General features: G+C 45.6%; 15 protein-coding genes. 6 read left to right on the top strand and 9 right to left on the bottom strand.

What is annotated here, in order from left to right:
• Positions 1 to 20: 20 nt before the first annotated feature.
• From gldL to topA, 5 genes are all read right to left on the bottom strand, one after another.
• Complete coding sequence (gene gldL, locus GJU87_RS19055) at positions 21 to 914, bottom strand: gliding motility protein GldL (RefSeq protein ID WP_106541139.1); 894 nt, start codon at positions 912 to 914, stop codon at positions 21 to 23.
• Positions 915 to 945: 31 nt separating this feature from the next.
• Positions 946 to 2,283 (bottom strand): SUMF1/EgtB/PvdO family nonheme iron enzyme, encoded by a 1,338-nt coding sequence (locus GJU87_RS19050; protein ID WP_153640927.1) that lies wholly within the window; start codon positions 2,281 to 2,283, stop codon positions 946 to 948.
• Positions 2,284 to 2,330: 47 nt separating this feature from the next.
• Positions 2,331 to 3,272, bottom strand: a complete 942-nt coding sequence (locus GJU87_RS19045; protein WP_153640926.1) for a type IX secretion system membrane protein PorP/SprF — start codon at positions 3,270 to 3,272, stop codon at positions 2,331 to 2,333.
• 124 nt (positions 3,273 to 3,396) lie between these two features.
• Entirely contained in the window at positions 3,397 to 4,524 is a 1,128-nt protein-coding gene (locus GJU87_RS19040; RefSeq protein ID WP_194831582.1) for an arginase family protein, read from the bottom strand.
• A 105-nt stretch (positions 4,525 to 4,629) separates the two neighbouring features.
• Entirely contained in the window at positions 4,630 to 7,059 is a 2,430-nt protein-coding gene (gene topA / locus GJU87_RS19035) for a type I DNA topoisomerase (protein ID WP_153640924.1), read from the bottom strand.
• Positions 7,060 to 7,305: 246 nt separating this feature from the next.
• Here topA and GJU87_RS19030 point away from each other — a divergent pair, with 246 nt between their 5' ends.
• Positions 7,306 to 9,657: a penicillin-binding protein 1A gene (locus tag GJU87_RS19030; RefSeq protein WP_153640923.1), complete on the top strand. Its 2,352-nt coding sequence runs from the start codon at positions 7,306 to 7,308 to the stop codon at positions 9,655 to 9,657.
• A 54-nt stretch (positions 9,658 to 9,711) separates the two neighbouring features.
• Here the strand turns inward: GJU87_RS19030 and radA are convergent, their stop codons facing one another.
• The 3 genes from radA to panC form a co-directional block, all read right to left on the bottom strand.
• Positions 9,712 to 11,076, bottom strand: coding sequence for a DNA repair protein RadA (radA, locus tag GJU87_RS19025; RefSeq protein ID WP_153640922.1), 1,365 nt, complete (start codon positions 11,074 to 11,076; stop codon positions 9,712 to 9,714).
• 90 nt (positions 11,077 to 11,166) lie between these two features.
• Positions 11,167 to 11,517 (bottom strand): aspartate 1-decarboxylase, encoded by a 351-nt coding sequence (gene panD, locus GJU87_RS19020; protein WP_106541133.1) that lies wholly within the window; start codon positions 11,515 to 11,517, stop codon positions 11,167 to 11,169.
• Positions 11,518 to 11,526: 9 nt separating this feature from the next.
• Entirely contained in the window at positions 11,527 to 12,375 is an 849-nt protein-coding gene (panC, locus tag GJU87_RS19015; RefSeq protein WP_153640921.1) for a pantoate--beta-alanine ligase, read from the bottom strand.
• A gap of 149 nt (positions 12,376 to 12,524) precedes the next feature.
• On the opposite strand from panC, the gene GJU87_RS19010 reads away from it, so the two are divergent.
• From GJU87_RS19010 to glmS, 3 genes are all read left to right on the top strand, one after another.
• Positions 12,525 to 13,328 carry a glycogen/starch synthase gene (locus GJU87_RS19010; protein WP_153640920.1) on the top strand — a complete coding sequence of 268 codons (804 nt, stop codon included), beginning with the start codon at positions 12,525 to 12,527 and terminating at the stop codon, positions 13,326 to 13,328.
• Positions 13,329 to 13,369: 41 nt separating this feature from the next.
• Positions 13,370 to 14,674, top strand: a complete 1,305-nt coding sequence (locus tag GJU87_RS19005) for a DUF4270 domain-containing protein (protein ID WP_153640919.1) — start codon at positions 13,370 to 13,372, stop codon at positions 14,672 to 14,674.
• Positions 14,675 to 14,744: 70 nt separating this feature from the next.
• On the top strand, positions 14,745 to 16,583 hold the full coding sequence (gene glmS, locus GJU87_RS19000; protein WP_153640918.1) for a glutamine--fructose-6-phosphate transaminase (isomerizing): 1,839 nt from the start codon (positions 14,745 to 14,747) through the stop codon (positions 16,581 to 16,583).
• A gap of 372 nt (positions 16,584 to 16,955) precedes the next feature.
• On the opposite strand, the gene GJU87_RS18995 is transcribed toward glmS, so the two are convergent.
• Entirely contained in the window at positions 16,956 to 18,188 is a 1,233-nt protein-coding gene (locus GJU87_RS18995) for a hypothetical protein (RefSeq protein WP_153640917.1), read from the bottom strand.
• 131 nt (positions 18,189 to 18,319) lie between these two features.
• On the opposite strand from GJU87_RS18995, the gene GJU87_RS18990 reads away from it, so the two are divergent.
• Both GJU87_RS18990 and GJU87_RS18985 read left to right on the top strand, forming a co-directional pair.
• Positions 18,320 to 20,185, top strand: coding sequence for an Ig-like domain-containing protein (locus tag GJU87_RS18990; RefSeq protein WP_153640916.1), 1,866 nt, complete (start codon positions 18,320 to 18,322; stop codon positions 20,183 to 20,185).
• Positions 20,186 to 20,330: 145 nt separating this feature from the next.
• Positions 20,331 to 20,618, top strand: a complete 288-nt coding sequence (locus GJU87_RS18985) for a hypothetical protein (protein ID WP_153640915.1) — start codon at positions 20,331 to 20,333, stop codon at positions 20,616 to 20,618.
• Positions 20,619 to 20,651 lie beyond the last annotated feature (33 nt).

Below are 20,651 nucleotides of genomic sequence, written 5' to 3'. Positions count from 1 at the left end.
CGAATCGAGAATTTGGTGAATTACTTCTTGATATTCATGGCTCCAAGCATATTTCCATATACGTTGTTGAGCGCTTCAAGATTTTTATTTAACTCTTCTGCCTGGGCCTGATATTTTTTAGCCTCTTGTACCGAACTGGACAGTAACTCGTTCATCTGAGCAAAATCCTTATGTACGGAAGAAGCTGTTTCAGCCTGTTTGCGGGCTCCTTCCAACTGTACTTCATAAGAGGCATTCAGAGACGAAAGATTCGAATTGATGCGCTCCAGTTCTTCGGTATAGTTGCCAGAATGATCATTTAATACCTTGAAGTCACGTTGGATGGTATTGACAAACTCGTGATAAGACTCAGCCAGTTTTTCTCCTGAGTGAACCACTTTGTTAATAGTACTGTCAACACTCTCGCCTGCGCGTGTATTTACTTCAGCAAATATATTCATGGACTCAGATGCAGCGTTCAGGTTCTTCACATATACATCTGTTGCCATTGTAGCAGAAGAAATATCGGCGAAACTCTGTGCCGTGTTGCTCAAATCAGTCAGTCCTTTCTGCAGTTTATTCAGCAACTCAGGCGATATTTCTGTCGATTCCAGGAAGGTATCCATATCGAATGAGCTCTTCGGCTTCCTGTTCAGCGATTCTTCGAAAAGTTCGTCTGCATCCAGATGGGCAAAATCTTCTTTTAACTGCGGATAAACTTTGGTCCAGTCCGGCGGTTCGTTCGAAGGTTCAAAAGCAGACAGGAAAAATATCAACGCTTCGGTTGACATACCAATGGTCAGCATTATCGGACCACCGGGCCAGTGTTGAAGTTTAAACAGTGCACCCAAAAGCACGATGGCAGCTCCAATACTGTATACATAGTTCATGAAGACTTTCCATCGTCTGGAATGCGTAAAATCGGTCAATCCCATGGCAAAAGCAATTTAATGGTTTAATTCCTTTCTAAAATTCATCTCCAAATGACGATCGTACGCAACGGAATCCGATGTACGATTTCGCTGTATCCTGATACTCATAGGTACGTGTACCTACCTGCAGGAAGTATGAAATATCCTTCCACGAGCCACCGCGAATCACTTTTCTTTTCATCGCAGGAGGATCATCCGGAAGAGCATTATATTCATAGTTCGGATTAAAGTCATTCATGAAGTTGTACTCAGCTTCATCGTAAGCAGTAATGGTCCATTCGGCCACATTACCTGCCATATCATACAATCCGTATCCGTTCGGATCGTATGTTCCGACTTTAACCGTTGCCAGTCCTTTATCATCGATATAATTTCCCCGCATAGGTTTAAAGTTCGCCAGGAAACAACCTTCCTGAGTACGGGTATAGTAACCACCCCACGGATACATCGAATTCTGAAGTCCTCCACGGGCAGCGTATTCCCATTCAGCTTCCGAAGGTAACCGGTAATCCTGAACAGCATATTCACCTTGTTGTGCCAAAGCTGCATTCTTGTAACGGGTTCTCCAGATACAAAATGCTCTCGCCTGTTTCCAGGTCACACCTACAACCGGATAGTCGTCGAAACCGGGATGCCAAAAATACATGGTAGCCCAGGGTTCGTTATACGAGTAAGTAAAATCTCTTATCCACACCAATGTATCGGGATACACATTTACTGCATCGCTCATAATAAAGCTGGAACGGCCTTCGATCGGGACTACTTTACCATCAATATCATTAACGGTTCCTTTATAACTCTGTGTTTTGTAATCGTAAGCATTAGCCCGTTTAGCGGCTTGCTTCAGGTCAACCCAAAAATATTTGTAATTGAGTTTCCGCGTATCGATCTCTTTCTTGCCAAACAAACGATCTTTGGGCGCATAGTACAATCCCGCAAGCGCCTCCTTGTAATCCGGGTCGTTCCAGTCGATGCGCTCGTCCCAGTTTATTGTTGGCGGATCGATCGGATTTCCATCCCGATCTTCCGTGTTCAGGAACTCGTCAAATTGCTGTCCAAGCATCCGACGAGCAATAGAGTCGCGAACCCAGTACACAAACTGTCGGTATTCATTGTTGGTGATTTCCGTTTCATCCATCCAGAATGCATCTACAGAAACAGTTCTTGAGGGAGAGGTCGAATGAGAGATATCCTGATCACTCGGCCCCATCGTAAAACTTCCCCTTGGAACCATGGTCATTCCAAAAGGGGTGGGCTCAAAATACTTACCTCGTTTCCCCACTCCAACGAGTTCACCGTTTGTTCCGCGGTTACAACTACTCAGAGACAGGACGATGGCAACTACACTACCAAAGAAGAATAATCGTCTCATATTATTGTTCATATGTGGCACAAATATTTTCACGCTTCAATGTATTATTATAGAAATCGAACGCTTTTATATTTTTGTTCTCTTCTCCGGTTCAGATTAAACGAGTAAGCGATAAAAAACTCGTGAGAACCCGAACTGTAACGGGCGAGCGGTGAAATGGTCAGATCATAAGAATATCCTACCTTAATCCCATTTCGAAACTCCGTCCCAAGCAAAACAATCACAGCATCATTTAACCGATAGCCCAGTCCTCCCCATACGCGCTTGTTATAGCGCACATTCACATCTACATCGACCTGGTAACTGGCAGCATCTGTCTTAAACAATAACGATGGCTGTACTTCAAATAACGGGTCGGATAAACGAATATTGTATCCGCCCGAAAAATAATAGTTCCTTACCAGCGAATATTTTCCACTCTCTTCGTAAGAATAAACTGCCTGGTTCAGATGTTTCACCGACAATCCCAGGTAATAATCTTTGTGTTCATAGAATAACCCGAATCCTATATCAGGAACCAAAGCATTTACCTCACTCTGAGGAATTAACGGATCTCCTTGATCGATCAGGTTAGCTCCGGCATCCGAACTCCAATCAGGCTTGAGGTTTTTATTCATCAAGCCGATGGAAATTCCGGTTCCCAGTTTTCCGTTCCCAACATCTGTACGCCAGGCATACATCAGGCTAACCGAAATATTTTTCTCATAGCCTATCTCGTCATTCATTACGGAAAAACCGAGACCATCCTCCTGACCGATAAGGCCAACAGTAGCATCTGCGTTAAAAACGGTGGTAACTGGTGCTCCTGGAAATCCTACCCACTGAAAACGGTTGAGCAATGAAGCATTAATTGCATCACTTTTACCCGCAAATCCCGGATTGATAGTCAAATGATTGAACATGTTCTGACTAAACTGTGGGTCCTGCTGGGCTCTCGCAACGAAATTAACAATAATTAAAAGAAACAAAAATATCAGTATTCGCTTCATAGATTACGTCAACCTTGTCGAATATCCCCTCCTGAAAACAGGTCAAAAAAAGATTAATTCTACCGTTTTTAAATTGCTTAGTCTGTTAAGTTAATAACTCGCTTCTACCACTATTATTGTTTGGTTATATTTCATTCACTCCCCAATAACGAATCCAACGTTCGGGGATTTCATTTTTCTGCGCCAAAAGGTAATCATTTTCAGAACAGGCAATTCGAACTTCTTCATTCTTTTTCGAATTTACCTCCATCCACCACCTCCCGGTAACAGGATGCTTTAGAAAAACAATCGGCTCATCCACCCCTTCAACCGGAACCATGAAATGTAAAAATTCCGAAGCCTCTCCCGTTGGCTCTTCATCTTTCTGCACGGTAGCTCCTTTCAAAAAATACCAACCGACCTGAGCAGCCATTACAGCTCCCCAACGTTGTAAATCGAGCGAGGGACTATAGCCAAAGATACCGGTCATATTCAGCTTCGTACTCATTCCGGCATACCAAGCCAACTGGCAGGCCTCCTCTCCATAAAGTCCGTTGGGAGACAAACGCTGCTGACCGGGCGCTTCGTGGGCTTTCAAGGCGCCGAAATCAATGCTAATCACATCGGCCTCACGCAACATTGGTTCGCTTTCGCGAATATTTTCACGTAAGTCGCCCAGTGGCAGTTGGAGGCCCCCATGTTTTTTGAGTAAATCATCTGTCTTGTCTGACGGCGAGAAGTAGGCTTGCAGGCCCAATAACCGAAGAGTAGTGCCAGTCGTAATCTTCTCCAGGAAATTCTCGTCCCTACCGAACTCGTCGCCAGCCTGATAATCGGGCCGGTCGTCGATAACTGTCAACGTTTGCCGCTTGGTTTGTCTGCCGTCCAACAGAGGCAATGTTAAGTCCTGGCTTCCTCCCAGAACCAACACCTGCAAACCTTTCGACACAAGCGATTCGGTGACCATCCGAACGGCCGCATACGTATCGGCAGGTGTATTTCCGGGGCGAACATTTCCAATATCTGCAATCAACGAAGAATCGCCAACAGCTGTCAACTGGTAAAGCTGCTCGCGAATCATGTCGGGAGCATTTTCCAGACCTTCAAACCGGGATAAACGACTCTCCGGAATACCGAGAATCACCACTTTCAGCTTCTCGTTCTCCTCCCAGGGGTCAGCCTGAATCAACTGTTTTCCCAGGGAATCAGAAGCTCCCTGAAACAATCGAGCCACAGTCAACTCGTTAGCCGGAATAAGCAAGTCGTTTAACATAGGCAGCAAAATACGAAATCTGGAATTTGTTTGGTAGTAAAGCGGTAATATTAATTCAGTATAAAAAAGGGCAAACTCCATAAGTGTTTGCCCTGACTTCGTTTCTTACTTTGTTTTCTTCTTCGTCGTTTTCGTCGACTTTGTTTTTGTCTTCGAAGCGGTTGTTTTCTTTTTGGTTGTGGTGGACGCCTTTTTCGTTGCCGTCTTTTTGGCTGCTTTTTTTCCTGAGGCGGGACCTTTCTTTATAATTTCCTGACAATCCTCAAGTGTCAGTTCCTCAGCTTTAACATTTTTGGGTATTTTGTAATTCTTCTTATCGCTCGTTATATAAGGTCCCCAACGGCCTTGCAGCACCCTGATTTCAGGCTCCTCTTCGTCGAATACTTTGATAATCGCTTTCCGATCCTTCTCCCGCTTCTCTTCGATGAGTTCAATCGCCCGCTCCAGATCAATCGTATGCGGATCATCGATGTCTTTTTTCAACGAAACAAATTTCCCGTCGTGGCGCACGTAAGGACCGAACCGGCCAATGCCGATCACTACTTTCTTTCCTTCGTACTCACCCACATCGCGGGGAAGTTTAAACAGCTCGAGGGCCTCTTCCAGCGAAATAGTCTCAATACTCTGCCCACTGCGAAGACTGGCAAACTGAGGTTTCTCCTCCGATTCTTCGGACGCTTCGCCGAGTTGAGCAAATGCACCGTAGCGACCAATTTTAACCGACACTTCTTTCCCGGTAGCCGGGTCATCACCCAGGATACGCTCACCACGGGTCCGTTCCGAAACATTGAGCACCTCTTCAATATTTTCATGGAAAGGCCGGTAGAATGCATCGATCATTTCATACCATTGTAAACCTCCAAGTGCAATATCATCGAATTGTTCCTCAACCGAAGCGGTAAAGTTGTAATCCATGATGCGCGGGAAATACTTCATCAGGAAGTCGTTCACCACCAAACCGATATCCGTCGGGAAGAGCTTGGATTTTTCAGCTCCGGTAATTTCTGTTTTTTCTTCTTCCTGAATATCGCTGTCTTTCAACAGAATCGTCTTATATTTTCTCTCAACACCCGGACGATCTTCCTTCACCACATAATTCCGGTTCTGGATGGTCGTGATAATCGGGGCATAAGTCGACGGACGTCCGATTCCCAGCTCTTCCAGCTTACGCACCAGACTTGCTTCCGTATAACGTGGTGGCTTCAGGGTAAAGCGCTCCGACGCGATAATATTATCGAGATCCAGTTTCTGTCCTTTATTCAATGGGGGCAACAGTCCCTTCTGTTCCTCATTCTGACCTTCATCGTCCGTCGATTCCAGGTAGACTCCGAGGAAACCATCGAATTTCAGCACTTCACCGTTGGCAACAAAATGCTCTTTGGCTCCCGAAACATCAATGGTAACCGTTGTCTTTTCCAACTCGGCATCCGCCATTTGCGAAGCGATAGTACGTTTCCAAATCAGGTTATATAACTTCTGTTCCTGCGGTGAACCGGAAATATTTTCTTTCCTCAAATCGGTCGGCCGAATGGCTTCGTGTGCTTCCTGTGCACCTTTTGCTTTCGTTTTAAACTGCCGCGTTTTGACATATTTATCACCGTATAGCTCGGAGATTTTTTCTTTCGCCGAACCGATGGCCAGTTTCGACAAGTTCACCGAGTCGGTACGCATGTAGGTGATTTGTCCCGCTTCATACAACCGCTGAGCCACCGACATGGTCATACTTACCGGAAATCCCAGTTTTCGACTGGCTTCCTGCTGCAACGTCGAAGTAATAAACGGCGGCGCCGGTGATTTTTTGGCCGGTTTTGTAACGATATCAGCAATATCGAAATCGGAAGCATCGCATTTTTCCAAAAATGCTTTGGCTTCTTCGGCCTTATTGAAACGCTTGTCGAGTTCGGCCTCGAGCGGTGCCAATCGTCCGTTTTTATCAGGAACCATGAACAAAGCCCGGACGCGGAAAGAGGAAGTACTAACAAATTTGTTGATTTCGCGCTCGCGCTCCACAATCAGGCGAACGGCTACCGACTGCACGCGACCAGCTGAAAGGGATGGTTTCACTTTTTTCCAAAGTACGGGCGAGATCTCAAATCCAACGAGACGGTCAAGTACGCGACGAGCCTGTTGCGCATCCACCAGATTTTTATCCAGTTTCCTCGGGCTTTCAATAGCCTGAAGAATGGCATCCTTGGTAATCTCATGAAAAACAATCCGGTTGGTACTACCCGGATCAAGTTTTAACACCTCCATCAAATGCCAGGCAATGGCTTCTCCTTCGCGGTCTTCATCGGATGCGATCCAAACCCGCTTCGAGTTCTTCACCATCTTTTTCAGTTCGCTGACAACTTTCTTCTTGTCGTCGGAGACAATATACCTGGGCTGGTATTTATTTTCGAGGTCCACACCAAAATCTTTCTTGTCCAGATCGCGGATGTGTCCAAAACTCGAGGTAACCTGGAAATCTTTTCCAAGAAATTTTTCTATCGTTTTTGCCTTTGCAGGCGACTCGACAATAACTAGGTTTTCTTCCATCTTCCTTCCCGATAATTATGCATTATGCAGTGAAAACTATGCAAAGTAAAGGAAATCACGACCTATGTTCAAAATTTTTCTTCGCTTCTTTGTCAAACTGGCACGGTTTTTTATTGATTGAATCTGCTTGAAAACGTTTATTTTCATTAGAATTACCATCATCTTCCACCTGTTTGATCTTGAGATCAGTTTAACGGAAGGAACATTAATTTTATATCTTTGTCCGTGTTCACTAGGATTGGCGCCATGACAGAAAATAAAAAACCATTCAGAAAATACCTCATAGCGTTCTGGAGTTTGTATGCTCTGGGCGTACTGGGAGTTGTAATTCTGTTTACTCTGATTGCAAAAGGAGATTTGGGCTTCATGCCTACCTTCGAAGAATTGGAAAACACAGAACCAGCTCTGGCTTCGGAAGTTTATACGCACGATGGAGAAGTGCTTCGGAAGTTTTTCAAGGAAAACCGTACCTATGTACGTTTCGAGGATTTGAGCCCGAATATTGTCAATGCCCTTGTAGCAACCGAAGATGTGCGTTTTTACCAGCATTCCGGAATTGACTTGCGCGGTCTGTTCCGTGTAGCCAAAGGAATTCTCACCGGAAATGAAAGTGCCGGTGGAGGTAGTACAATTTCGCAGCAGGTAGCGAAAATGCTCTTCCCGCGGGAACGATACGAAAATAAACTCGATTTCGTTATCCGGAAATTCAGGGAATGGGTAATTGCGGTAAAACTGGAACGGAGTTTCACCAAAGAGGAAATCCTGACCATGTACCTGAATAAATTCGATTTCCTGAATCTGGCAGTCGGTGTGAAATCTGCCGCTCAAATTTATTTCAATACTACACCCGATAGCCTTAATGTTGACGAAGCGGCTACGCTGGTCGGTATGGCCAAGAACCCGTCGCTGTTCAACCCGGTTCGAAGGCCGGACATGGTGCTTGGGCGAAGAAATGTTGTGCTTTCGCAGATGACGAAATACGGCTATCTGACGCCGGCCGCATTTGATACACTAAAAACCAAGTCGCTCGACTTAAAATACAAGAGAGAAGACTTTAAAAGCGGTTCAGGTACTTATTTTACTGAATATTTGCGGGTAATTATGACGGCCACCAAACCCGACCGGAGTAATTATGCTTCTTGGCAGGACGAAAAATTTAAAGAAGACTCCATTGAATGGGAAACCAATCCATTGTATGGCTGGTGCTCCAAGAATCTGAAGCCGGACGGGACCAACTACAACATCTATAACGATGGCTTGAAAATCTACACCACCATCGACTCGCGCATGCAACGGGATGCAGAACAATCAGTGGTGGAACATTTAAGTACCGATTTGCAGCCCACTTTCTTCAGCAAGCTGAAAGAACTCAAGCATCCTCCGTTTTCGGATGACCTCTCTGTAAGTCAAATTGACGACATTCTCGATAGGGAAATTCGAAAAAGCGAGCGCTACCGTGTGCTTAATGAACGGGGATTGAACTTTAAAGAAATCAAGAAAAACTTCAATAAACCGGTTGAGATGAGCGTGTTCTCCTGGAAAGGTGAAGTAGACACGACCATGACGCCGCTTGATTCAATTAAATATTATTTGAGCTATCTCCGGTCGTCGATGATGACAATGGATGTGAAAACCGGAGCCGTGAGAGCTTACGTAGGCGGCCCTAACTACAAATATTTCATGTACGACATGGTGACCGGCGGGAAACGTCAGGTAGGTTCAACGGTGAAACCGTTCCTCTACACGCTAGCCATGCAAAACGGTTATTCACCTTGTACGCTGGTTCCCAATACCGAACAAACATTCTACCTGCCCGATGGAACAACCTGGACAGCCAAGAACTCTTCGTCGGAGCGCGAAGGTCAAATGGTAACATTGAAATGGGGATTGGCTAATTCGGTAAACCAGATTTCGGCCTGGATCATGAAGAAATTCAACCCTCAGGCCATGAAGAATGTAATGCGAAAAATGGGCATTATTAGTCCCATCGATGCAGTACCTTCGATGTTCCTCGGAACTTCAGATATTTCGTTGTACGAAATGGTCGGGGCTTTTGGAACGTTCGGAAATCACGGGGTTTATACCAAGCCTTATTTCGTCGATCGGATTGAAGACAAGGACGGTAATGTGCTGGCGCGGTTCACACCTCAACAGCACGAAGCCATTGACCAGAAAACGGCTTACCTGATGCTGAACCTGATGGAAGGCGTTGTCAATGAGGGAACAAGCCAGCGCCTGCGGTGGCATCCGGTTTACGGACATTTGACCGCTGACATTGCCGGTAAAACCGGAACAACACAAAACCAGTCGGACGGTTGGTTCATTGGTATTACGCCGGAATTGGTTACCGGTGTTTGGACCGGAGCAGACTTACGAAGTATTCACTTTAAAGGCATTCACTTTGGTCAGGGAGCCAACATGGCACTTCCAATTTACGGCCGTTTCATGAATAAGTTATATTCTGATTCAACACTGAATTTGTCGCAGGACACCAAATTTGACCGTCCACCGAACTTCAATATCAACCTCGATTGTGACGAGGTGAATAAGAAGAACAGTCAGAAAAATCAGACGACAACGCAGGATGACTTCTTCTAACAGAAAAAAGCATTTGAATTATACAAAAAAGGCGGAAATAACATTCCGCCTTTTTTATTTTCGTTGACTGAAAACCATCCGGACCATTTTCTCAATCCGGTCCACCTGGTTAACCTGTATTTTAAAGCGGGAAAAATCGACTCCCTTGTTGTATCTCGAAATATAAATTTCGCTGAAGCCTTGCTTTTCGGCCTCGGTAATGCGTTGCTCAATCCGGTTCACCGGGCGAATTTCTCCGGTCAACCCCACTTCTCCGGCAAAGCATGACTGTTTACTTACCGGAATATCGAAATTAGATGAAAGAATCGATATTATGACTGCCAAATCCATGGCCGGATCATCAACGCGCAAACCGCCGGCAATATTCAAAAACACGTCTTTGGCCATCAGTTTAAAGCCAGCCCGTTTTTCCAAAACCGCCAACAACATATTTAAACGACGCAAATCAAAACCGGTCGCCGAACGTTGCGGTGTTCCGTAAGCTGCCGAACTAACTAATCCCTGAACCTCAATCATGAACGACCGCATTCCTTCTATAGAAGCCGCGATACTCGTTCCGCTCAGTCCATCATTGTGCTGCAGCATCAACATCTCCGATGGGTTGGAAACAATGCGCAGGCCATCCTGTCGCATTTCGTAAATTCCCAACTCAGAAGTGGAACCGAACCGGTTTTTTACCGAACGGAGGATGCGATATAAATAATTTCGGTCACCTTCAAATTGCAAAACCGTATCGACAATATGTTCCAGCACTTTCGGTCCGGCCAAATTTCCGTCTTTCGTAATGTGGCCGATTAAAATCACCGGAACATGCGCAGGCTTCGCCGTTTTCATTATGGCTGAAGCACATTCGCGGATTTGCCCAACGCTCCCCGGCGCTGATTCCAGGCCATCAGCTGTTAGCGTCTGAATGGAATCAATAATCACCAAATCGGGCTTTTCATTTTCAATGTGTGCCAAAACACTTTCCAGCGATGTCTCACTGAGAAAAAGACAATCACCGCTGTCTTGTTGCAGTCTCCTGGCCCGCATTTTCAGTTGCTGCAGACTTTCCTCACCCGAGATATATAAAACTTTTTTGTCCTTCAGTGCCAACGCTACCTGTAACACCAGTGTCGATTTTCCAATGCCCGGTTCACCACCAAGAAGAATTAAACTTCCGGGTACCAAACCACCTCCCAACACCCGGTTCAATTCACTGTTGCAGGTATCGATTCGCTCCTGCTTACCACTGGTAATCTGGTCGAGGCGCAGGGGGCTGGAAGAACTTCTACCCACAGCTTGTACTGGCAGTTTATTTTTCACTACGATTTCTTCCACCAGGGTATTCCACTCTCCGCAGCTGTTACATTGCCCCATCCATTTGGGCCATTGGGCTCCACAGCTCTGACAGGTATAAACAGTTTTGGCTTTAGCCATTTTCAGGGTTTTTGAAGTTGATATCTACCAAAATTAAAAAACCCCGCGGGAAAACCCACGGGGTATCGGTATGGAAAATATTTTTATTGCTTAAACCAGTTTATTGGTTTCCGTATCCGGAAAAACCAGACTGGGTTTCCACTTTTTCGCTTCTTCAAAATCCATGGTCGCGTACGAAATGATGATAACTACATCACCAACAGCCACCTTACGGGCAGCCGGTCCGTTCAGACAAACCTCGCCTGAACCCCGCTCACCTCTGATAACATATGTTTCGAGCCGCTCGCCATTGTTAATGTTGACGATTTGCACCTTCTCGTTCTCAATCAGGTTGGCCGCATCCATCAGATCTTCATCAATGGTAATGCTCCCCACATACTGCAGGTCGGCAGCTGTAACAGTTACCCTGTGAATTTTGGATTTGCAAACTTCAATATTCATCACCTGAATTTATTGTTTTTCAAGAGTTACATTATCAATTAACCGGACTTTACCGGCATGTACCGCAATGCAACCTACTTTCACGGTAGGTTCGTCCCAGTTTTTCACAGGCCGAAGGTAGTTATCATCAACTATCTCAAAATATTCTACCTCCAACAAAGGACTATTGCTTATTTTTTCCTGCACCCATGCTTTAAGTTCTTCTACGCTTTTTTCGCCGACCAGTTTCTTTGCCTCTGAAAGGGTTTGTGAAATCAGCGGTGCGGCAGCCCGATGTTCCGGCGTCAACAGTTGGTTTCGCGAACTCATCGCCAAACCATCGCTTTCGCGAACAATTTCGCAGGGAACAATCTCAATACTGTATTGCAATTGGCGTACCATTTCCTTGATGATAGCCAGTTGCTGGAAATCTTTCAGTCCAAAGTAGGCCCGATGCGGCTTTACCACATCAAAAAGCTTGCTGACAATTTGACCGACGCCATTAAAATGCCCCGGGCGGAACTGACCTTCCATCACCGTTTCCAGGTTTCCGAAATCGAATTGGCGGTTATCAGGCTCGGGATACATCACTTCTACCGACGGGGCAAAAACCAATGGATCTCCAACCGTTGCCAGTTTTTTCATGTCTTCTTCCAATGTCCTTGGATACCGTTCCAGGTCAGCAGGGTCGTTAAACTGTGTGGGATTAACAAAAATCGAAACCACCACCACATCATTCTCTTTTCCGGCCTGGCTGACAAGCGAGAGATGTCCCTCGTGAAGTGCTCCCATCGTAGGCACAAACCCGATGCTTTTCCCCTGATTCCGATACGCATCCAAAGCTTCATTCAGTTCATTCCGGGTAGTAAAAAGTTTCATCTTTTCATTTGGTTACAGCGTGCAAAGTAACGAAATATATAAACACGATAAAACACTCTTTCGCTCCTTGCTGACAGGCCCATACCCCTTTCGACGTTGAATATCTGAGGTATTTTTTCTATTTTTGCAGGATAAATTCTCAAAAGATCATGGAAAAGAAGAAGGTTTTATTCATCTCTCAGGAAATTACCCCCTACCTACCTGAAACAGAAATTTCGCAAATCAGTCGTCACTTACCTCAGGGTATACAAGAGAGAGGGAGAGAGATACGGACCTTTATGCCACGATACGGCAGCGTGAATGAACGAAGAAATCAACTTCATGAAGTTATCCGGCTTTCCGGAATGAACCTGGTAATTAACGATACTGATCACCCGTTGATTATTAAAGTTGCCTCCATCCAGGCAGCGCGTATGCAGGTTTATTTCATCGACAACGAAGATTACTTTCACAGGAAAGCCAAATTTGCCGATTCCAAAGGAAAAGAACTTGAAGACAACGATGAACGGGCCATCTTTTTTGCACGGGGAGTTTTGGAAACTGTAATCAAATTACGCTGGGCTCCCGATTTAATTCACTGCCATGGATGGTTCACCGGATTAGTTCCGTTATTCATCAAAAAAATCTATAAAGACAATCCGCTTTTTGCCGACTCAAAGGTAGTCTACTCTGCTTATAACGATGCATTTAAAACTCCGCTAAACAGTCAAATCGTCTCCAAGATTGCAGAAGATGGCATTCCGAAAGAAGATATTTCTGTTTTGTCCGATCCTACCTTCGTAAATTTGAGTAAACTTGCGGTGGATTATTCTGACGCAACCATAAAAGGGAGTGAAAGCATCAATGAAGAGGTTGAGAATTACATGAAGCAGTCAGGAAAGCTCTTCCTTGATTACCAACCGGCTGATACATATATTGATGCCTATTCAGAGTTTTACGATAAAATTTTATAATTTCCGCGTCTCTTTCAAAAACTACTAAAAACGGAAATACTTTGACACACAAATGTTTTTTCAAGCCCGGGGGCGTGGTGATAGCTTTGGCCCTCACCCTGCTGATGTTAGGAGGATGTAAAAAGAACGATGAAACGCTGGGTCTTGATTTACTACCCGGTAGCAACATACTTGATTCACGTTATAGTAACGAAACCGGAAGTATTTCGTCTTACACTTTTACCGACACTAAAATAAGGGTAGACAAACCCGATTATAACGTTTTCGGAAGTTTTAATGACCCGCTGTTTGGACGGACTACCGCGTCGTTTGCAGCACAATTCCGCTTGCCTTATTACCCGTCATACGCACAGGACGCGGTTCTCGACTCCGCTGTTGTGAGTCTCGTTTACCGGAAGGTTTACGGCGACACCATTACACCACAGGAGGTGAAAGTGTACAAATTGGTTCAGCCACTCAATTTCGATGCCCAGTACCTCTCCTCATTCGATCCAAAAACATTGACGAATGATACGGTTATCGGGATGGCAGACTTCACGCCAAAATTCAGAACCGATTCGACCGGGCAGGATACCCTGGTACAGCAGATCTCAGTTCGGCTGAACGATAATATCGGCAATATGCTGTTAAAAGCCGATTCACTCGACATGATAAACAACGATGTCTTTCTTAACTTTTTCAAAGGTTTATATATCGAATCGCAGCCGTTGCAAGCTGGCGGGGGACTCGTTTACCTGAGATCACACGCGTCGTTGCTCAATCTATATTATCATACAACTGATAAAGACAGTTTGGCTTTCTCTTACCAACTGACGACCAACTCGGCTGATGTTCCGTATTTCGAACACGATTACTCAAACGCATGGTTCGCAGACCATCTGAATCAGGAAAATGTGGAGGACTCACTGGTTTTTGTTCAGCCAACAGGCGGAACAAAGGTGAAGATTGACGTTCCCTCGCTCGACAACTGGACCGACTCGACTAATTGTATGATTAACAAGGCAACGCTGACCTTTCACGCTGATACAACGATGTCGGATTTCCACCAATATCCCATGCCCGGTCAGCTGTTTCTAAAAACCATTCAGGAAGACGGAAGCGAAGCATTTCCGATTGACAGTCAACTGTCACTAGCCTACTATGGCGGCGTGTACAACGCAACAGATGCTACGTATACCTTCAATATTACTCAGCACTTGCAGCAAATTCTTGACGGAACCGTTCAGAACTTAGGCTTTTACCTGGTATCTGCTACCAGAAAAAATTCAGCTGACAGGGTTGTATTAAAGGGAAGTAATAGTTCGCAACCGATACAATTGGAAATAAACTATACACGGTATAAATAATATACCGCTACAGTTGTCCGTTGTTTCCTCGATTGACAGATAATACTTTTAACCTCAAAAGAAGAAATCTATGTGTGGAATCGTAGGCTACATTGGCGACAAGAATGCTTACCCCATTTTAATTAATGGATTGAAAATGCTTGAATACCGGGGATATGATTCTTCCGGTATTGCTCTTTTAGGAGACGAGCAACGTGTGTACAAATGCCAGGGCAAAATTGCCAATCTGGAAGAGTTGGTCTCAGACAAAGATACCGGTGGAAAAATCGGCATCGGTCACACCCGTTGGGCGACCCACGGTGAGCCAACCGACCAGAATGCGCACCCTCACACCTCTATGAACGGACATTTTACCCTTGTTCATAATGGTATCATTGAAAATTACTCTCGCTTACGCGACGATTTAACCGAACTTGGTTACCAATTTCAATCGGAAACCGATACCGAAGTATTGGTGAATTTGATTGAGTACGTTTACCTGAATAGCGAAGAAAAATCGGCAGAGATTGCCGTTCGTGCTGCACTGAAAAAAGTGGTCGGTGCTTACGGAATTGTTGTTGTTTGTAAGGAAGAACCGAACAAACTCATCGCTGCCCGCAAAGGAAGCCCGCTGGTTATTGGTATTGGCAACGACGAATATTTCCTGGCATCTGATGCGACGCCGATTGTTGGCCACACCAACCAGGTTCTCTACCTCAACGACCACGATGTTGCTATCATCGAACGTGGAAGTCTCACGTTGAAAAATATCAACAACGACCCACTGGTAGCCAAAATCAAGCAGGTTGATTTGAGCATAGGCGAACTGCAGAAAAACGGTTACGACCATTTCATGCTGAAAGAAATTTTCGAACAGCCCAATACCATTGAACAATCATTTAAAGGCCGTATTAAAACCGACAACAGCGACATTGTTTTAGGTGGCCTTCATAATGTGATGCCAAAACTGAAAGAAGCCCGTCGCCTCATCATCATTGGTTGCGGTACTTCGTGGCATGCCGGTCTGGTGGGCGAATACCTGTTCGAGGAGTATTGCCGCATTCCGGTAGAAGTGGAATACGCTTCTGAATTCCGCTACCGCAATCCCATCATCGACGAAGATGATGTGGTGATTGCCATCAGCCAGAGCGGCGAAACAGCCGATACCCTGGCTGCGGTTAAGCTGGCCAGAGAGCGCGGCGCCACCGTTTTGGGTATTTGCAACGTGGTAGGTTCATCCATCCCACGCGAAACCGATGGTGGAGTATACATCCATGCTGGTGTCGAAATCGGTGTGGCTTCGACCAAAGCCTTTACAGCGCAGGTAACCATTCTAACCATGATGGCTGCTCTTCTTGGTAAAGAAAAAGGCAGGCTGAGCATGGAAGATTACCGCGTCATTATCCAGGAACTTTCAGAAGTACCTGAGAAGATCAAAACCATCTTGCAAAGTACCGACCACATCCGGAAAGTTGCAGATAAATACAAAGACGCGGTTAACGCCTTATACCTGGGTCGCGGTGCCTTGTTTCCTGTTGCCCTCGAAGGCGCTCTGAAGCTGAAAGAAGTTTCGTACCTGCATGCCGAAGGTTACGCTGCCGCGGAAATGAAACACGGTCCGATTGCACTGGTCGATGACAACCTTCCCGTTGTGGTGGTTGCCGCCAAAGACCGCTACTACGAAAAGGTGGTTTCCAATATTCAGGAAGTAAAGGCACGAAAAGGAAACATCATCGCGGTGGTGTCGGAAGGTGATACGCAGCTCGATAAGATGTGCGACGACGTTTTCGAGATTCCTCGTTCGCACCCGGCCGTGGCGCCACTGCTGACTATCATCCCGTTGCAGTTGTTTGCCTATTATGTTGCCATACTGCGTGGAACAGATGTGGACCAACCGCGGAACCTGGCCAAATCGGTAACAGTAGAATAACAAATAAACGCATCAAACGCGGGTAAGCTGTCAGGTTTTACCCGCGTTTGCTTTTCTCACGTCCCCGTTTGCTCTTTCCCTACAGGGAAAAATTTATTTGACGGGCCGGCGTACTCATTTCACCAACATCTGTCCTCATCTCGGTGGGGATTGCCCGCGTCTCGCAGACAAGTGTCCGCATTTGACCAGCCTTTGTCCTCGTCTCACGAACGATTGTCCCCGAGGGAAATTGCCGGTGAGAAGGGTACATGACCCCGTCAAAAGAGGACAAGTCCCATCAAAAAGAGGACAACTGCCATCAAAAAAGCGCCAACTCCCATACAGAACAACGGAACCGGTAAACAATCCGGGCAGGTAAACCAAATACAGCCATCAGTTACCAGCCCACTCATTCCCGGAGGTATACATACGAATACTTTGCTGCCACAACTCGTGCGGGTCACGGGCTATTTGCATCAACTCGTATGCCCGTTCGGTCAGCTCGTCGATGGCGGGGCCGAAACGATAAAAAAGCTCCATGAACCAGGCCTCGTCGATACCGGTTTGCTTCGCCTCATAAAACTTCCGCTGTGCGAGCTCAAACACCTGGCTGATGTGACGGTCATCTTCCCCAGAGAACCAGCTGTCCGGAATCTTCCATTCGGTAATTCCAGGAAAAAGGTTCGCCAATTTCTCACTCATTTCCTCAGCGGGAAAATCAGGGATGGTCAAATCCGGCTTTACTGGAATGGCAGAAGTTTGTTTCCGGTTTTCGCCAGGTAGAATATCTTCGTAACTGAGCGAAAAAAGCTGTTTCAACTCATCTATCATCAGCTTTTCGTCGTTTATTTCATCTTCTCCGAAAGCAGTAACCTGAACACCTTCTTTTCCCGGTGAAAGAATATAGTCTGCGAGGTCGCCGGAAATGCGAACCGGATTGTTCCACTTGGTGTCAGGTAAACGAACTTGGAACTGAAAAAGCCGGGAAACCGTGGACAGATGAATGACACGTTCTGCCTTAATCTTCTTCCTCTCCTTCGAAATCACGTCTTCCAGCTGTAAAACTCGTCCATCCCGGTCGGTCGTTTTAACAAAGTTTCCAACCAGTGCACCTTCGCCTGAAGCTGCTTTCAGCCACTCCATCACCAAACGGGAATGGTTGTACCGGTATTCACGGCAAAGAATTCCATGCGGATACCCACTTTGACTGAAGAAAGAGAACTCAGGGTAGTCGCCTACCTTTAACGCCCCCGCCTTCTCTGAATGATTCCTTACAGCCAGTTGGTTGTATGACCGCGTAATTAATTGATTGTTGAGTGTATTTCCCCGCAGCCAAACCATTCGCTGCTGCAGAAAAAGGTGCGGAGCAGATTGCTGCAATTGTGCTGCATAATCCAGTCGTGCTCCAACACCGGAAAGTTGTTTCATGATTTCAGGAAAAATTCGCGTAAAACGGAAATCATCCTGCCTTCTAAAATCATCCTTATAAAACAATGCCACTTTCTTTCCGGCGGAAGCCAACTGGTATGCCAGTAACACTCCGGGTAGGTTTATTCCCAGGAAAACAACATCAAAATCCGTTTCACTTAAATCGTGAAAAATCCTTGCAGACGGGGCTTTCTTCATCTATTTCTCCTTCCTTTCTGAGAATATCGGACCAAGTTACCGGTTTTACCGAAAAAAAGAATGGCGGGCAAAACCTCTTTAGGCCAGTTTTCGTAAGTTTGTAGCGTTTGTAAATCCATAATATCAACAGTTTGGACAAAAAAATTCCTTATCTAATCATCCTTGTATTTGGCTCATTAGCATTGTATACCTCGTGCGCCAACATGGGTATGCCGTCAGGAGGCGCCAAGGATACCATTCCGCCGGTGGTTATACGGAGCATTCCGCAGGCCAATCAAACCAACTACAAAGGTGATGAAGTCAGATTATACTTCGACGAATTTGTGGCGCCTGAGAAATTGAGCGAGAAATTTGTCATTTCTCCTCCCATCGACAAACGTCCCATTTTCCGGACCAAAGGAAAATCGCTGATCGTCGATTTAAATGGAGCAAAGCTGAAAGACAGTACCACGTATTCGCTCGACTTCAAAGACGCTATTGTCGACAACAATGAGAAGAATCCCTTAAAGAATTACCGGTTGGCATTTTCAACAGGCCCCGATCTTGATACGCTTCGCGTTGTTGGCTTTGTATTGAATTCGTTCAACCTGGAGCCGTCGGCGGGCACGTATGTCATGCTGTACAATAATTTGTCGGATACCGCTGTTCTGACGACCAAACCCGATTACGTTGCCAAGACAGATGATAACGGCTTCTTTGCCGTGACCAATCTGCCGAAAGCAACCTACAATGTCTATGCAGTCACCGACAACGACAACAACATGATGTTGACATCGACGGCCGAACCGGTGGCATTTCTCGACTCGACGGTGACGCCTTCAGCGAAATATTTCCCGAAGCAGGACACAGCAGTCGTTGGAATGGACACTTTGCTGGTTTTCGGAAAAACCCGTTTTTATCCAAATCCGCTGTACCTGCTGCAATTCGAACAACCCTTTTTCGACCTGCGACTGGACAACGAAACAAGGCCTACCCGGAAGTATGTTGATTTAACGTTTACGCAATCCGTAAAAGACACCTTCGATATTCAACTATTAAACTACGAACCCAAAGGTAATTGGAAATATATTGAACATTCGGCCAATGACGACTCACTTCGCGTTTGGTTGACCGATTCGATGGTGTATAAAAAAGACACACTCAAGTTTCGGATTACCTATGAACAGCAAGATTCGACCGGAGTGAAATACGCTTACAACGACACCATCAATTTGTATTTCAGCGATGCTCCTACCGACAAAAAACGAGGAAGGAGAGACCGCAGGAAGATTGAAAAGAAAGATGTCAACGTATCGCTCAGTTTGAACACTCGCTCCAACGGCTTTGATGTGTACAAGAACGTTTCGGTGGAATCGCCGGAGCCTGTAAAAAGTATGGACACCACCATGATTCATCTGTTTGTGAAGCAGGATACGGTGTTTAATCCTATCGATTTTAAAATACTACCGGATTCCATTAATAAACGAAGGTTCTTTATCCACTATCCTTGGGATTACAAAACCGCCTACCGATTGAAAATTGACTCAGCAGCAGTGACGACTATTTATGGAGCGGTATCAGACAGTGTGGAAAATAACTTTACCACACAGGATGAAGAGCACTACGGCACAATTAATTTTGCCATTCAGAATGTAACCGGGCCGACCATTATTCAGTTACTGAAGAATGACGACAAAGAAGAAGTTGTCCGGTCTAAAACCATCTACAAAGATGGCACGATTGAATTTCCGTACCTCGAGCCGCAGAAGTACAAGGTCAAGGCGATATTCGACCGAAACGACAATGGAAAATGGGACACCGGGAATCTGGAAGCGCACACCCAGCCCGAGGAGGTATTCTATTATCCCGAGGTGCTGAAGTTACGTTCCAACTGGACAATGAATCCAACCTGGCAACTGTCGACCCAGGAAATTTTCAAAAAAGATATTGTCGATAAAGAAAAACAGGAAGAGGAAGCAAAACGGAAGAAAAAGGAGCGCAACAGCAAAGCTTTTTAATCTTGGTAAAAAGCAAACCGATTTGTATCTTGCTTTGGGCTGAAAACAACCAGCCGCTCCTGTTTTACAAACACCGAACTGCTTATGCGGCGTCAGCAGTTCGCCTGAAGAAATTGATGCCGTTGACTACAGAAAACCGACCATTATGGCAAGTGTCAGAAGATTGAAAAAAGACATCGTTGAGCTGACAGCACAACTTATCGGCGATTGCATCGACTACGTTGAATACTTCGATAATGCAGACGAAGAAAAAGCCGTCGCCATCATCAGCGACGCGGTAAAAATGCACAACGAAGCCATAGACAGAGCCAATCACCCCGATGGGAAAGACAATCCCAAACTGGTGAAAGCCCATTACAACAAACTTCAGGAAGATTTTGTGAAGGGCATTGATGATGCTTACGCCGAACTCGAAAAACTCGTAAAAGAATAAACCGCTTCGGCGGAAAAACAGGAAAGGAATCAC

Source organism: Prolixibacter sp. NT017 (genome assembly GCF_009617875.1).
In the GTDB taxonomy this organism is placed as follows: domain Bacteria; phylum Bacteroidota; class Bacteroidia; order Bacteroidales; family Prolixibacteraceae; genus Prolixibacter.
The sequence above is the reverse complement of the archived record's forward strand: the minus strand, read 5'-3'. Positions and strand labels throughout refer to the sequence as shown.

Bases quoted from the DNA above. Each gene is read 5' to 3' on its own strand.
- gldL (WP_106541139.1), bottom strand. From the start codon at position 914: ATGGGATTGACCGATTTTACGCATTCCAGACGATGGAAAGTCTTCATG.
- glmS (WP_153640918.1), top strand. From the start codon at position 14,745: ATGTGTGGAATCGTAGGCTACATTGGCGACAAGAATGCTTACCCCATT.
- GJU87_RS19010 (WP_153640920.1), top strand. From the start codon at position 12,525: ATGGAAAAGAAGAAGGTTTTATTCATCTCTCAGGAAATTACCCCCTAC.
- GJU87_RS19040 (WP_194831582.1), bottom strand. From the start codon at position 4,524: ATGTTAAACGACTTGCTTATTCCGGCTAACGAGTTGACTGTGGCTCGA.
- GJU87_RS19030 (WP_153640923.1), top strand. From the start codon at position 7,306: ATGACAGAAAATAAAAAACCATTCAGAAAATACCTCATAGCGTTCTGG.
- panC (WP_153640921.1), bottom strand. From the start codon at position 12,375: ATGAAACTTTTTACTACCCGGAATGAACTGAATGAAGCTTTGGATGCG.
- GJU87_RS19050 (WP_153640927.1), bottom strand. From the start codon at position 2,283: ATGAGACGATTATTCTTCTTTGGTAGTGTAGTTGCCATCGTCCTGTCT.
- GJU87_RS18985 (WP_153640915.1), top strand. From the start codon at position 20,331: ATGGCAAGTGTCAGAAGATTGAAAAAAGACATCGTTGAGCTGACAGCA.
- topA (WP_153640924.1), bottom strand. From the start codon at position 7,059: ATGGAAGAAAACCTAGTTATTGTCGAGTCGCCTGCAAAGGCAAAAACG.
- radA (WP_153640922.1), bottom strand. From the start codon at position 11,076: ATGGCTAAAGCCAAAACTGTTTATACCTGTCAGAGCTGTGGAGCCCAA.
- GJU87_RS18995 (WP_153640917.1), bottom strand. From the start codon at position 18,188: ATGAAGAAAGCCCCGTCTGCAAGGATTTTTCACGATTTAAGTGAAACG.
- GJU87_RS19045 (WP_153640926.1), bottom strand. From the start codon at position 3,272: ATGAAGCGAATACTGATATTTTTGTTTCTTTTAATTATTGTTAATTTC.
- panD (WP_106541133.1), bottom strand. From the start codon at position 11,517: ATGAATATTGAAGTTTGCAAATCCAAAATTCACAGGGTAACTGTTACA.